Source organism: Colwellia demingiae (assembly GCF_007954275.1).
Classification (GTDB): domain Bacteria; phylum Pseudomonadota; class Gammaproteobacteria; order Enterobacterales; family Alteromonadaceae; genus Colwellia; species Colwellia demingiae.
This window is the reverse complement of the sequence record NZ_VOLT01000005.1, coordinates 319,590-333,064: the sequence shown is the minus strand read 5'-3', so window position 1 is coordinate 333,064 and position 13,475 is coordinate 319,590. Positions and strand designations below refer to the sequence as shown.

Below are 13,475 nucleotides of genomic sequence, written 5' to 3'. Positions count from 1 at the left end.
CGCGTTAATTAAATCATGGTCATTCCCTATTTATTTGACGCAACAATGAAATAGGTTTGCTCATGCACTTCTACGATGGGGATAAAAACGATTTATACTTCGTTATTGATTTTGTCAATGGAACAACCATTATCTGCAATCAATGCCTTGTCTAAATCGTTTTTTTCTCCCACTGAAACATGCATTTTGAATGGTCACGGGTATAAGTTAATTAGTTAGATCATTTATTATTTTTATTCCTGATCCTTCTCTTCTTTCTCTAGTTCTTCATTACGTTTCTTAATGTTTGCTAATTGCTCTGCTGTTAAATTGAACTTGTGAGCTGATTTTTTTATGACCAAGATACCTCCAACTATAATACCAATAGCAAGGGTTGTAATTATTATGGCTGTGATTGACATAGGTTAATAATCCTTATTGATAATCTTGATTAAAGTACTCGCAAAAAAAGTAACTGGTTAACTTTTCACAAGGTTACTCGTTTAACATCTCACATTGGTAGTCGTATTTTATCGCAACGGAGTGCGACATCATATGTTAATGAGATGAATGGTGTTTACTGCTCTCTTTCTTGATTACGTATTTTAGCCAGCTTTTGTAATTGTTTAGATTGTTCATGTAAGCTGCTACGCACTAAGGTTTCTCTGTCTTCTTCTCGAATAAAATGAAAAGTAACTTTGTGGGTAAACATTTCGTTAGCTGATTCAACCTCGATTACTTCACCATAGCAATATATAGCGCAATGGCTTTCTAGCAAGAATATTTTAAGCTCAAGTAATTGGCCGACAATAAAAGCCTTTGGTGTGACAAATTTAATACCGCCCCCTCCAAAGTTTATTCCTTGATATCTATGCTGCAACTCATCTTGCTGACTGAGAATATAGCCAATAAGCAAGTCAATTTTTTTTGATTGTTGGTTAAGAAAGCTAACTAGCTGAGAGGCACTGTTACCCAAGCCTTGCAATGATCGTAAAGCTGATTGATCTATTGTACTCATATCAGTAGCGAGTTTAAAAGGCATAGGCATACTGGAAATAAATTTGTCAAAACTGCAGTCGTCAGTATTACTAATAGCCATTATATTTACCGAGAACTCATGTTCAATGGCAAAAAACTCATCATACTGTGCTAACTTTTGATCGAGGGAAAGATCGCTCATGTTATTTATTTCCATGTAGAAGACAGTGCTTTCATAAATAGATAAAAGCATATTAATTAATGCAATAGCAGGATATACCCAAACTACCTGAAGATGCAGGTTTCAGCTGGAATTAGAAATGCCTTTAGGCAAAGCATTGATTGAAGAGAATAGTAATTCTATTGTCGAAATCAATAACGCAGCATAAAGCGTTTCTAAACCAGCCCTGCGGGGACGTCTGAGCAAACCATGTTCTTCGTTGCCTCCTTTTTTAAGGGAATAACCCTTAATAAAATGAGGCGCCTTGATCATGAGTTTCTCAAGCGTCCTGAAACACGCATCTTCAAGTGGCTTGGGTATATATAGCAGAGAATTGTAACTAACAATATCTCAGCGGCTATTTATCTCAGACAATGATAGTGACTGTGTTATGCTACAGAACAATCTAAATCAGTACCAGATAAAATAATAATACCTCAATGTTTCAACCTATTAGTATCTTCATCGGACTACGCTATAGTCGTAGTAAAAGTCATACTGGCTTTGTTTCTTTTATTACTTTCTTTTCCACTGTTGGTATTTTATTAGGGGTGGCTGCGCTTATAACCGTTGTCTCTGTGATGAATGGTTTTGAAGGCGAATTAAAGAAACGTATATTAGGTATAGTACCCCACGTAATTGTTAGTGATTTCAGTGCTATAGATACCAGCGCTGAACAAAAACGACCCTGGCAAAACTTACGAGAAGAGTTACTTACTAAACCCCATGTGCTTCGAGTAACACCTTTTCTTGAAAGTGAAGCTTTGATCCAATCAGCTAAAGGGCTTCAAGGTGTTCTAGTTCAAGGTATTATGCCTAAATTTGAACAAAAAAATATCGTCAGTACTCATATGGTTTCTGGCAGTATGGAAATGCTCTCGACACAAAGTTACTCCTTAGTCTTAGGACAATCTTTAGCCAATAAATTACAGGTTGCTCTCGGCGATGAGGTTCGCTTAGTGTTGCCTAACAAAAGTGTTTTTACTCCGATGGGACGCATTCCAGTACAACGCGTTTTTACTGTTGCGGGGATTTTTCATATTGGTTCACAGGTTGATGATGCCATGGTTTATGTTGATAGTCGCTATGGTGCGAAACTGCTCAGGCGAACGGGTGATGGTATTGATAAATTACGCCTTTATTTAGATGATGCGTTTAATGCCAAAACCGTAGTGAAAAACCTTGAACAGGAGCAACAGAATACACAGCATAGCAAAACACTCGATTCTATTAATTTTAGTACTTGGGATGAGAGCCAAGGGGCACTATTTTCAGCAGTGAAAATGGAAAAAAATATGATGTGGTTAATGTTAAGTTTAATCGTTGCTGTGGCTGCATTTAATATAGTCTCAGCGCTAGTAATGGTTGTTGTTGAAAAACAAGCTGAAATAGGCATATTGCAAACATTAGGTTTAGCGCGCATAGAGGTCATTAAAATTTTTATCACTCAAGGTATGGTTAATGGCCTTTGGGGAGTTAGCTTAGGAGGGCTTCTCGGCGTGATATTGGCTCTTAATTTGAATAGTATACTGTTAGTGGTAGGTGCCAATTTATTTGGTTTGGGTATGCAAGACTTACCAATCAAACTTGAGTGGTTTGATGTGCTTACCATTATTTTATCAGCACTAGCAATGAGCTTTCTTGCCACACTTTATCCAGCATACCAAGCCTCGACTACTCAGCCAGCTCAGGTATTACGAAATGAATAAGGCCAAAAATTAATGAGTAAAGTATTACAGTGTTGTCAGCTATCTAAGTCATATGTACAAGGTGACATTGAAACTAAGGTCTTAAATAACTTAGAACTGAGTGTTGATAAAGGAGTGTTACTCGCGGTAGTGGGCAGTTCTGGTTGCGGAAAAAGTACCTTTTTACACCTTGCTGGTGCTTTAGATTCGCCAAGTTCAGGAAAAGTGCTTATTAATGATATTGATATCCACCAGTTATCTGATAAAGAAAGAGCAAAATTTAGAAATGAGCATATTGGCTTTATTTATCAATTTCATCATTTGATGATGGAGTTTAATGCTCAAGAAAATGTAGCGATGCCCTTAATGATCCGAGGTGAAAAGCCAAAGAAAGCATTGTTAGCAGCTAAAGAAATGCTCGACCAAGTGGGTTTATCTCACCGGATTGATTATCGACCGTCACAATTATCAGGTGGCGAGCGTCAACGTGTGGCAATCGCTCGAGCATTAGTGACTAAGCCATCTCTCGTTTTAGCTGATGAACCTACAGGTAATTTAGATAGCGATACAGCGGAACAAATTTATCAATTAATTCGTAGCTTAAATAAAACCGCGAAAACCAGTTTTGTTATCGTAACTCATGATCTGGTATTAGCTAATCGTATGGATAGACAAGTAAAATTAGTTCAAGGACAATTAAGACCACTTTCTGATAAAAGTGACCAAGCATTATCTCCTACTTCAATTACCACAAAATCTGCTAGTAGCATTAAAGATAATAAATCTCAGCTTAGTGAACGTCATGTTTAAACCGTTAAGTATATTTTTAGGCTGGCGTTATGTTCGAGGTCGACACGGAAATGGTTTTTCAGCTTTTATCTCCGCCTCTTCTACTATTGGTATTGCTTTAGGCGTAACAGTACTCATTGTCGTGCTAAGTGCGATGAATGGCTTTGAACGAGAATTATCGGAAAAACTTCTTTCGATAGTACCGCATGTTGAGTTAGTAAGTGTCAATGAACCAATAACAGATTGGCCAAAAAGTATTGAAAAAGTACAAACAGAGTCATCAGTCATTGCGGCGGCGCCAGTTATTAAAATGACAGGGATGCTGCAACACGGTTTAAAGCTCAAGGCCATAGAAGTTCGTGGCGTAGATGCGAACCTTGAAAGGCAAGTATCAAGTATTGATGATTATATTATTGCCGGCGAGTGGCAAGCCTTAATGACTAATCAGTTAAATGAAAACACCATTGTTATTGGTAGTGGTGTGGCAAAAAAATTATCGGTAGAACTCGGTGATAAAATACAGCTATTGTTACCACCACCAGGGGGAGGTAATGATGTAAAACAAGTGTTTTCTGCACCGATAACCCGGCAGGTAGAAGTGGTTGGTATTTTTAAATTTGGTGGCACAGTCGATGAAACGTTAGCTTATATCCCACTAAGCCTAGCCAGTAATGTAATGGGATATAAAGAAAATGAAACACAAAGTATACGTTTAAAAGTCACTGATGTTTTTTCTGCGCCTAAAATTGCCCGACAGGTTGCCTATAATTTTGACCACTATGTATATATTAATAATTGGACTCGTACCCAGGGACATTTATTTAATGATATTCAACTGGTGCGTATGGTGATGTTTATTGTTTTAGTGTTGGTTATAGGGGTGGCTAGTTTTAATATCGTTTCAACCCTAATTATGGCGGTTAATGAAAAACAAGGCGATATCGCTATTTTAAAAACCATGGGAGCAAGCTCAAGTACCATTATGCTGGCTTTTATTGCTCAAGGACTGGTTAATGGTGTTGTTGGAAGCTTATTAGGTGCTATGTGCGGTGTCTATTTAGCCTTAAATCTTACTGACATTATTAGCATGCTAGAGCAGTTAATGGGGATTACCTTCTTGTCTGGCGATGTGTACTTTATTAACTACTTACCCAGTGTGCTACATGCTAGTGATGTTTATATAACGATTATTACTGCACTTATTATGAGCCTATTGGCAACGTTATACCCAGCGTGGCGAGCTACTAAAATCGAGCCTGCACAAGTGTTAGGGCAGCTATAAATACCGAAATTTGTCCTGCTTCAATAAAATGTTAATCTGCTAAAAAAAACTCAAAAAAAAGCCCGCAAACAAAGTGCGGGCCAACTATAACATCAAGTTGATATAAGGAAATTACATTCCAAGAAACATGTCAGAGAGAAAAGATAGTAAGCTATCATTTCAGAGTAATCATAGTTAATGATGTATCCTTAGGAGTAAGAAAAAAACATCATTGCGCTAACTCAGAAAACAAAGTCATCATAATAGTCTTTATTTACTTGGACAAACTAAAAAAAATGTAGTTTTCGCATTATAAAAACTAATGCGAAAGGTGGCGCGGACTTACTTTGTTAATAAAGTGAATAATTATTCTTTTTATTTTGTTAAGCAAGGTTTAATAGGCTTTTAGACTGAATTTTTATGCGTAAGTTAATTTTTATTTAAATCTAATTCAGTCTATTTACCTCGCTATACCTATTAAATACTTTTAGATTGATTTTGCAGAGTCAGAAAATCTAATGTAAATAACAAGTGCCATTTCCCCCCTAAAAATCAAAAAATGATCCTAGCGAATTTATTGGCTTGCTAATTTTTAAGTTCGGCTGTTTGAGCCAATTGGTGATGTTGTTGGATTTGTACATTTGCACGTTTGAATATTACGAGTGTAATAGTAGCAGGAGTAACTTTGCGGTTAAGTGGAATATTTAATTTATAGAAGACCTAACAAAGATCAGGAACCTTTGTTAGATCTGCATAGATTTTGTCTTTATTAGCTAAAGTTAGCTTGAGCAAAATCCCAGTTAGCTAATGCCCAAAAACCGTTAAGGTAATCAGGTCTTACGTTACGGTAATCAATGTAGTAAGCATGTTCCCATAAATCAACAGTAATAAGTGGCGTAACACCTTCGTCAGTTAATGGCGTTGCTGCATTTGAGGTATTAACAATAGCTAAGCTGCCATCGGCATTTTTTACTAACCAAGTCCAGCTTGAACCAAAGTTGTTGATAGCACTATCAGTGAACTTAGCTTTAAACTCAGCAAAAGAACCGAAATTACTAATGATTGCAGCTAATAAATCACCTGATGGTTCACCACCAGCATTTGGACTTAAGCTATTCCAATAAAAAGTATGGTTCCATATTTGTGCCGCGTTATTGAAAATTCCAGCCGAAGACGTTTTAACTATCTCTTCTAAGCTTTTATTTTCAAATTCAGTTCCGCCAATTAAACCGTTTAGCTTAACAACATAAGTGTTGTGATGCTTTCCATAATGGAATGATAAGGTTTCTGCTGAAATGTGTGGCTCTAATGCGTTTTGCTCGTAAGGTAATGCAGGTAATTCAATGGACATTATACTCTCCTGATTGTAATTCTAATTTTTCATTAAAAATGGGTGTGTTTTTATATAAACTTGAGTAAAATACTCAAGTATTATTTATATATAGGTATTGTGAAGTCAACTTTCAAGGCTATATATTTTAAAATCAATAGCTAAGCTATTTTTATAATAGTACTTATTCTATTACCTTGTATTGAAAAGAGTTGATAATTTGTTTTTTATCTCCATATGTAAGTTATCTCAGTGCAAAAGAATAGAATAAGTATTAATTAAGAGAGGGTATTATGGATACAATTGAGCGCATTAAAGAACAAATTAGCGAAAATACGATCTTGCTATATATGAAAGGGTCTCCTAAATTACCAAACTGTGGCTTTTCATCACAAGCATCACAAGCATTAATTTCTTGTGAAGAAAAATTTGCTTATGTTGATATTTTACAGAACCCTGATATTCGTGCAGAATTGCCTAAATATGCAGACTGGCCAACTTTCCCGCAATTATGGGTTGAGGGCGAGTTAGTAGGTGGCTGTGATATTATTATGGAAATGTTTCAACAAGGTGAATTACAAACCTTAGTGAAAGCTGCAGCGGCAAAAAATGCCCCAGCAGAAGATAGTTCAGCAGACGCATAATAAATATTACTTAACTTATTGATTTTATATACTTGTTACCATTTTAAATTCATCTTTTAAATATGCATTTTTATTGGTAACGAGTATTTATCTGCCACACAATTTGTAGGCAGAAAAATTAAACTTTTTTAACATAAAGATAAATGGAGCATAAAATGAGCGTATTAGTTGGTCGTCAAGCACCAGACTTCACTGCTGCAGCAGTATTGGGTAGCGGTGAGATTGTAGATAGCTTTACATTAAGCGAAGCAATTAACGGTAAAAAAGCAGTAGTATTTTTCTATCCATTAGATTTTACTTTTGTTTGTCCATCAGAGTTATTAGCTTTTGATCACCGTATGGAAGAATTCAAAAGCCGTGGCGTAGAAGTTATTGGTGTTTCTATCGATTCACAATTTTCACATAACGCATGGCGTAACACTCCAGTAAATGACGGTGGTATTGGTCCAGTACAATACACTTTAGTTGCTGATACTAAACATGAAATTTGTAAAGCATACGATGTTGAACATCCTGAAGCTGGTGTTGCATTCCGTGGTTCTTTCTTAATTGATGAAGAAGGCAACGTACGTCACCAAGTAGTTAACGATTTACCACTAGGTCGTGATGTTGATGAAATGATACGTATGGTTGACGCACTACAATTCCACCAAGACCATGGCGAAGTTTGTCCTGCTGGTTGGAACAAAGGTGATAAAGGTATGACTGCTTCTCCAGAAGGTGTTGCTTCTTACCTTACTGATAATGCAGATAAGTTATAATTTTTGCTTACCGTTTACGTTAATTGCTTAAGTTGATTAACTAACATGCAAAAACAAAAAAACCGCGAAAGCGGTTTTTTTATATCTAAATTTTAATTGAAGCTGTTATGCCTCTGTTTCTTCATCAGCTAAAGGCCAACCACCTAGTGAACGCCATTTATTAACGATGTGACAAAATAGCTCAGCCGTTTTTTCAGTATCATATAAAGCACTATGCGCTTCGCTATTATTAAAATCTATTTTAGCAGCGATACAAGCCTTTGCTAAAACAGTTTGCCCTAAAGCTAGACCTGCAAGAGTTGTAGTATCAAAACTAACAAAACTATGAAAAGGGCTGCGTTTAATCTTACAGCGCTCGGTAGCTGCATTTAAAAAGCCTAAATCAAAGGCTGCATTATGCGCAACAATAATAGCTCGTTGACAACCTTCAGCTTTCATTTTCTTTCGAACCAATTTAAAAAGGTCCTTAAGCGCTTCATCTTCATCAACAGCACCACGTAACGGGTTCGTAGGGTCTATGCCTGTAAACTCCAACGCTTTGGGTTCTAGGTTTGCACCTTCAAATGGCTCAATGTTAAATTGTATTGTTTCATCGATAGAGAAATCACCCGTGTCTTCATCTAAATGTAACACTGAGGCCGCAAGTTCAAGTAATGCATCTGTTTGGGCATTAAAACCGGCTGTTTCAACATCAATAACAACGGGAAAGTAGCCGCGAAATCTTTGAGAGAATTTGCTTTTTACTTTTTCAGAATTAGGATTGTTTTTTTGCTGGGTATCTATAGAGCTTGATTCAGACATTAGTCACTAAGTATTATAGGTTTAAATAATGCCGATTATTATCGCAGAAAGTTTATTTAAAAACGACAATGAAGATGGCTTATAAGCCATTAAATCGATTTTTTTACTCGGTAAAGCGATTTTTTACCGATAAAATGCTAAAGTTATCTGAGTTTAGGGCGATACCCTATATATCCCATACAGGAAAAAGTGAATAGTCCTGTTACCGCTATCGATATTGTGCATAATTATGAAAAAAATAGTCGCATCAATGAGTACTTATTTTCTTGTTATAGCTAGTTTAGTCACTAGTTTGTTAGCCAGTGATGTAAAAGCCGGCATACGTCAATATAGCGCAGATATCCATACTTCTAAATGGCAATTATCTGACGATTCACGCTTACAATGCACATTATCACACCAAATTCCTCGCTATGGCGAAGCTCGATTTTCAGCAAAAGCCAGCCGTAAGCTCAATATGGAATTTGAGTTAGACATGATGTTGTTACCGGATAATTATTCTTTAGCTGAAGTTCGAAGTGTTGCGCCTAATTGGCAGCCAGGCACTGGCTCTCGTACGTTAGCGAATATGAAATTGCATAAACAATTTAACCCTAGTCTGCCTAAAAAAGTTGCTTGGACTATGTTAAGTGAACTAGAGCAGGGCATGAGTCCTACCTTTTATTACAATGACTGGTATAGCGAACAAGATAAAATATCTGTTGGCCTTTCAACAGCTCGCTTTAAAAAAGCTTATAGAGATTTTGTTGGTTGTGTTGGTAATTTATTGAATTATAGTTTTGATGATATCGCTTATACCGTTCTTAATTATCAATCAAGTAGTGATAAATTTACTAAAGCATCACAAAGACGTATCGAAATGATCCGTCAATATTTGAGTTTAGATCCAGAGTTAGAATTGGTGTTGATTGATGCTTATTCTGATAGCTATGGTGGTCGTTGGTCTAATTTAAAATTATCTGAACGACGTGCAGCCAAAATAAGAGATTATTTTGTAGAAAATGGTATTGAAGTTAGCCGAATAGAAGCAAAAGGTTATGGTGAAAAACGCCATATATCTTCCAATGACACTACGCTAGGGAGAGGGAAAAACCGTAGAGTGGTCATTCAAATGCAAAAACCATAACTTACCTAAGTCATTTTGAGGTGTTTTTGTTAAAGTACTGTAAATAATACTTGCTACTATCTCAATAGAGCGCGTAAAAAATATAAAGTAAAATATTGAACAGGCCTGTAGATTCGCAGTAATCTACAGGCCTGTTTTTGTCTGAGCCCTGTTTGGGGACGACTTTTAAATTTTAAGGTATAAAATTTCATGAAACATTTTCCAAAATTTTGCTTATTACTCAGCACTTTTGCTGTGTCTATAGCACCAGTTACATGGGCACATGAGGGTGTCACTCATCAACACGACTCTCATAAACAAGTTAATGTGTCTAAATTAACTGATGCATATACTTATGCTAATTATGATCAAGTTAAAGCAACTCATGTCTACCTTGATCTTAATGTAGATTTTGATAAAAAATCGTTATCTGGTTTTGCAGAACTATCACTCGATTGGCTTACTGATAATAAAGCGCCATTAATTTTGGATACACGCGATCTTGTTATTCACCGGGTGATGGCAAAAAATAGTCAAGGCCAGTGGGTAAAGGTGAACTATGATTTAGCTAAACGCGATGACGTTTTAGGTAGCAAGTTAACCATTAACACTCAATTTAACGCTGAAAAAGTCCGTGTTTATTATCACTCAACAGAAAAAGCTACTGGCTTACAGTGGTTATCCGCTGAACAAACTGCTGGTAAAGAGAAACCCTTTTTATTCAGTCAAAACCAAGCCATTCATGCTCGTTCTTGGATCCCTATCCAAGATACACCCAGTGTTCGTGTAACTTATACTGCACGTATAACTACCGATAAAGATTTATTAGCGGTAATGAGCGCTAATAATGAACCAGGTACTGAGCGTGATGGCGATTATTTCTTCTCAATGCCTCAAGCTATTCCTCCTTATTTAATTGCGATTGGTGTGGGTGATCTTCAGTTTAAAGCGATGAGCCATCAAACTGGTATTTATGCTGAATCTTATATTTTAGATGCAGCCGTTGCTGAATTTGATGATACACAAGCGATGATTGATAAAGCTGAAGAAATGTATGGAAAATACCGTTGGGGTCGTTACGACTTATTGATGTTACCACCAAGCTTTCCTTTTGGCGGCATGGAAAACCCACGTCTTTCATTTATCACTCCAACCGTTGTTGCAGGTGACAAAAGTTTAGTTAACTTAATTGCTCATGAACTAGCTCACTCTTGGTCAGGAAACTTAGTTACTAATGAAAGCTGGCGTGATTTATGGTTAAACGAAGGTTTTACCAGTTACGTTGAAAACCGTATTATGGAAGCTGTTTTTGGTACTGAACGAGCGGTAATGGAACAAGCACTTGGCGCACAAGATTTAAATGCAGAATTACTTGAACTTGATGCGGGTGATACTCAGCTTTATATTGATTTAAAAGGCCGTGATCCAGATGATGCATTCTCTGGTGTACCTTATGTTAAAGGGCAGTTATTTTTAATGTACCTTGAAGAGAAGTTTGGTCGCGAACGTTTTGATGCCTTTGTTTTAGAGTATTTTGATAGCCATGCTTTCGAAAGTCTAGGTACCGACAATTTTGTTAAATACTTAAAAGCTAATTTAACGGATAAGTACCCAAATATTGTTAGCGATAGCGAAATCAACGAGTGGATTTTCAACGCAGGTCTACCTAGTTATGCGCCACAGCCTACTTCGAATGCCTTTAAGGTAATTGATAAGCAAATTAAGCAATTAGTTGCTAATGAGTTAACGCTAGCACAATTACCTACCGCTCAGTGGACATTACACGAATGGTTGCATTTTATTAATAACTTACCGTTAGATATTAATCATGAACGTATGGTGAGTTTAGATAAAGCTTTTGACTTAACCAATAGTAATAATGCAGAGATTGCACACGCTTGGTACTTGTTATCAGTTCGTGCTGGTTACAAAGAAGTTTATCCTGCAATGGCTAAATATCTGAAAAGCATAGGTCGTCGTAAGTTGATAGTTCCTTTGTACAAAGAGCTTGCTAAAAATGCAGATAGCAAAGCATGGGCAGTTGAGGTGTATCAACAAGCCCGTCCTGGTTACCATGGTTTAGCCCAAGGTACTGTAGATGGTGTTTTGAAGTAATTCACTAATATCACGAAACAATAAAAAGGGCTCAATGTGAAAACATTGAGCCCTTTTTATTTAACTTTTAACTACCGTAAACTAAAAAATAATAATTATAGAAACAGTTAACTGCTAGATAGTTATTGGGTCATTAGGTAATTATGGTCATTTTCACTAATATTAATTTTTGCTTTCGATAATAACATCAACTTGGCGTTTCTTATTTTGTTGTGAAATAACAACACGCATTGCTTCTTCACCCTCTTGGTATTGCAGGGTTAATCTACCGCGTTTACGATCTTGTGAATATGCTTCCCCAAACGCTTGTTGATAAAAATCGATAACTTTCGCTTCGCTTGATTGGGTGAAGTAGTTAATGACAGCAGGTAATGAGTCACTAAATTCAGCAAAAACTTGAGCATCATCTAATACAGGAATATCAATAACACCATTATTGATTACTGTACTGATTACCTCTTCTTCTTCAAGCTCTTCAATAACAGGCTCTACAACAACAGGAACTTGAGTAGGTTGTTCTTCAATGTCTTGCGTCGAAGAGCAAGCACTCAGGCCAACTGCTATCATACTAAGTAATGTAAAATGCTTAACAGCTTGTTTTACTCTCATCTAAGTTACTTCCGTTCAAGTTTATGTTTTTATATAATTTTAAATATATACGATTTTTAGCACTAACGCGATAAGACCCTTACAAATATCATAAAAAATCGTTAGTTAGATAGTATCTCAGTACTAAGTTTTATTGTTGTACTTCAACTTTGATATTAAGTTTTAAACTTTGTCTTGATAATAATCAACCCATAACGCTGTCGCACCACAAATGGCAACAGGCATAACAACAAGATTAATGATGGGAATCATAGAAAATACTGCGACAGTAACACCAAAACTATAACTAACGCCTTGATTTTGTTTTAAGACTTGCTTCATTTTTGCAAAAGGAACTTTGTGATTATCAAACGGGTAATCTTTGTATTGTATTGCCATCATCCAAGCTATAAATAAAAACCAAATTATTTGCCCTACAACCGGCAATAGCCACATGAGAATAAAAAAACCAATGGCACGGGGTAAGTAATAAGCGAGTTTTTGCCATTCTCTACTCAGCGTTCTTGGTATATCTTTTACAATATCAAGCATGCTGCCTTTGGGTGCTTCATTGCCTGACAAAAGCGCTTCCATTTTTTCGGACAATAAGCCATTAAAGGGAGCAGCTAGCCAATTAGCCACCGTGCTAAAAAGAAATGAAAAAATAACTAAAATGGTGATCACAGCTAAAGGCCATAATATAACACTCAACCAATCAAGCCAGCTTGGTAACCAAGCCATGACGCTTTCCATGTAGGTATTCAATTCAGAGTAGACAAAATAAAAAGCAAAACTGAATAATAGGGCATTGATTGCTAAAGGAATAAATACAAAACGGCGTATACCTTTTTGTCTTATTAGACTAAACCCTTTAAAAAAGTAGCTGGCGCCACTGTGATCAATGGATGGAAATTTAGTTTTTTTAGCTGAATCTTGCATGAGCGTAGAGTATTCCTAAGTGACTGATATTCATCGCGTGAGTATATACCCATTACCCTTCAAAGTGCAGGGTTTCAGTAGGAATTAAAGTGGCTTTAGGTAAGGAGAATAATTTAAAAATAATCATTTCTATGCTTTGATTTTTTAACGCTGAATAAAGTCATTTTAAACCCATCAAAGAAGCGCTTGAGCAACACCACTTTATCATTGCTGTGATTCATAATGGCGCGACATGGGTGTAGCTTATTAGAGAATGCAGGAGCATATTCTCCCGAAC

General features: G+C 36.4%; 13 protein-coding genes. 7 read left to right on the top strand and 6 right to left on the bottom strand.

The window, feature by feature from the left end; genetic code table 11:
• Nucleotides 1-233 precede the first annotated feature (233 nt).
• The gene (locus ESZ36_RS11970) at nucleotides 234-401 is read right to left on the bottom strand and encodes a DUF2897 family protein (protein ID WP_146788108.1); all 168 of its coding nucleotides are present in this window, start codon (nucleotides 399-401) and stop codon (nucleotides 234-236) included.
• Between the two features lie 155 nt (nucleotides 402-556).
• Nucleotides 557-1,159: a PilZ domain-containing protein gene (locus ESZ36_RS11965; protein ID WP_146788105.1), complete on the bottom strand. Its 603-nt coding sequence runs from the start codon at nucleotides 1,157-1,159 to the stop codon at nucleotides 557-559.
• Between the two features lie 458 nt (nucleotides 1,160-1,617).
• Here ESZ36_RS11965 and ESZ36_RS11955 point away from each other — a divergent pair, with 458 nt between their 5' ends.
• From ESZ36_RS11955 to lolE, 3 genes are read left to right on the top strand one after another with little or no spacing between them, the layout of a single operon-like run.
• Nucleotides 1,618-2,886 (top strand): lipoprotein-releasing ABC transporter permease subunit, encoded by a 1,269-nt coding sequence (locus tag ESZ36_RS11955; protein WP_146788099.1) that lies wholly within the window; start codon nucleotides 1,618-1,620, stop codon nucleotides 2,884-2,886.
• Nucleotides 2,887-2,898: 12 nt separating this feature from the next.
• Nucleotides 2,899-3,675 (top strand): lipoprotein-releasing ABC transporter ATP-binding protein LolD, encoded by a 777-nt coding sequence (gene lolD, locus ESZ36_RS11950; RefSeq protein WP_146788096.1) that lies wholly within the window; start codon nucleotides 2,899-2,901, stop codon nucleotides 3,673-3,675.
• On the top strand, nucleotides 3,668-4,936 hold the full coding sequence (gene lolE / locus ESZ36_RS11945) for a lipoprotein-releasing ABC transporter permease subunit LolE (RefSeq protein WP_146788093.1): 1,269 nt from the start codon (nucleotides 3,668-3,670) through the stop codon (nucleotides 4,934-4,936). Before lolD ends, lolE begins: the two co-directional genes overlap by 8 nt.
• Nucleotides 4,937-5,684: 748 nt before the next feature.
• Here the strand turns inward: lolE and ESZ36_RS11940 are convergent.
• Complete coding sequence (locus ESZ36_RS11940; RefSeq protein ID WP_146788090.1) at nucleotides 5,685-6,266, bottom strand: Fe-Mn family superoxide dismutase; 582 nt, start codon at nucleotides 6,264-6,266, stop codon at nucleotides 5,685-5,687.
• A 272-nt stretch (nucleotides 6,267-6,538) separates the two neighbouring features.
• Here ESZ36_RS11940 and grxD point away from each other — a divergent pair, with 272 nt between their 5' ends.
• Together grxD and ESZ36_RS11930 are read left to right on the top strand one after the other, a co-directional pair.
• Nucleotides 6,539-6,889: a Grx4 family monothiol glutaredoxin gene (gene grxD, locus ESZ36_RS11935; RefSeq protein ID WP_146788087.1), complete on the top strand. Its 351-nt coding sequence runs from the start codon at nucleotides 6,539-6,541 to the stop codon at nucleotides 6,887-6,889.
• 155 nt (nucleotides 6,890-7,044) lie between these two features.
• Nucleotides 7,045-7,650, top strand: a complete 606-nt coding sequence (locus ESZ36_RS11930; protein WP_146788085.1) for a peroxiredoxin — start codon at nucleotides 7,045-7,047, stop codon at nucleotides 7,648-7,650.
• A gap of 105 nt (nucleotides 7,651-7,755) precedes the next feature.
• On the opposite strand, the gene rnt is transcribed toward ESZ36_RS11930, so the two are convergent.
• The gene (gene rnt / locus ESZ36_RS11925) at nucleotides 7,756-8,451 is read right to left on the bottom strand and encodes a ribonuclease T (protein WP_146788082.1); all 696 of its coding nucleotides are present in this window, start codon (nucleotides 8,449-8,451) and stop codon (nucleotides 7,756-7,758) included.
• A gap of 229 nt (nucleotides 8,452-8,680) precedes the next feature.
• On the opposite strand from rnt, the gene ESZ36_RS11920 reads away from it, so the two are divergent.
• Together ESZ36_RS11920 and ESZ36_RS11915 are read left to right on the top strand one after the other, a co-directional pair.
• Nucleotides 8,681-9,577 carry a flagellar protein MotY gene (locus ESZ36_RS11920; RefSeq protein WP_146788079.1) on the top strand — a complete coding sequence of 299 codons (897 nt, stop codon included), beginning with the start codon at nucleotides 8,681-8,683 and terminating at the stop codon, nucleotides 9,575-9,577.
• 189 nt (nucleotides 9,578-9,766) lie between these two features.
• Nucleotides 9,767-11,671 (top strand): M1 family metallopeptidase, encoded by a 1,905-nt coding sequence (locus ESZ36_RS11915; RefSeq protein WP_146788076.1) that lies wholly within the window; start codon nucleotides 9,767-9,769, stop codon nucleotides 11,669-11,671.
• Between the two features lie 162 nt (nucleotides 11,672-11,833).
• Here ESZ36_RS11915 and ESZ36_RS11910 read toward each other — a convergent pair whose 3' ends face one another.
• Together ESZ36_RS11910 and cysZ are read right to left on the bottom strand one after the other, a co-directional pair.
• Nucleotides 11,834-12,280 carry a hypothetical protein gene (locus tag ESZ36_RS11910; RefSeq protein ID WP_246129078.1) on the bottom strand — a complete coding sequence of 149 codons (447 nt, stop codon included), beginning with the start codon at nucleotides 12,278-12,280 and terminating at the stop codon, nucleotides 11,834-11,836.
• Between the two features lie 162 nt (nucleotides 12,281-12,442).
• Nucleotides 12,443-13,198, bottom strand: coding sequence for a sulfate transporter CysZ (gene cysZ, locus ESZ36_RS11905; protein ID WP_146788074.1), 756 nt, complete (start codon nucleotides 13,196-13,198; stop codon nucleotides 12,443-12,445).
• Nucleotides 13,199-13,475: the final 277 nt, after the last annotated feature.

Coding starts and splice junctions, on each gene's coding strand:
- ESZ36_RS11970 (WP_146788108.1), bottom strand. CDS start 401: ATGTCAATCACAGCCATAATAATTACAACCCTTGCTATTGGTATTATA.
- ESZ36_RS11965 (WP_146788105.1), bottom strand. CDS start 1,159: ATGAGCGATCTTTCCCTCGATCAAAAGTTAGCACAGTATGATGAGTTT.
- ESZ36_RS11955 (WP_146788099.1), top strand. CDS start 1,618: ATGTTTCAACCTATTAGTATCTTCATCGGACTACGCTATAGTCGTAGT.
- lolD (WP_146788096.1), top strand. CDS start 2,899: ATGAGTAAAGTATTACAGTGTTGTCAGCTATCTAAGTCATATGTACAA.
- lolE (WP_146788093.1), top strand. CDS start 3,668: ATGTTTAAACCGTTAAGTATATTTTTAGGCTGGCGTTATGTTCGAGGT.
- ESZ36_RS11940 (WP_146788090.1), bottom strand. CDS start 6,266: ATGTCCATTGAATTACCTGCATTACCTTACGAGCAAAACGCATTAGAG.
- grxD (WP_146788087.1), top strand. CDS start 6,539: ATGGATACAATTGAGCGCATTAAAGAACAAATTAGCGAAAATACGATC.
- ESZ36_RS11930 (WP_146788085.1), top strand. CDS start 7,045: ATGAGCGTATTAGTTGGTCGTCAAGCACCAGACTTCACTGCTGCAGCA.
- rnt (WP_146788082.1), bottom strand. CDS start 8,451: ATGTCTGAATCAAGCTCTATAGATACCCAGCAAAAAAACAATCCTAAT.
- ESZ36_RS11920 (WP_146788079.1), top strand. CDS start 8,681: ATGAAAAAAATAGTCGCATCAATGAGTACTTATTTTCTTGTTATAGCT.
- ESZ36_RS11915 (WP_146788076.1), top strand. CDS start 9,767: ATGAAACATTTTCCAAAATTTTGCTTATTACTCAGCACTTTTGCTGTG.
- ESZ36_RS11910 (WP_246129078.1), bottom strand. CDS start 12,280: ATGAGAGTAAAACAAGCTGTTAAGCATTTTACATTACTTAGTATGATA.
- cysZ (WP_146788074.1), bottom strand. CDS start 13,198: ATGCAAGATTCAGCTAAAAAAACTAAATTTCCATCCATTGATCACAGT.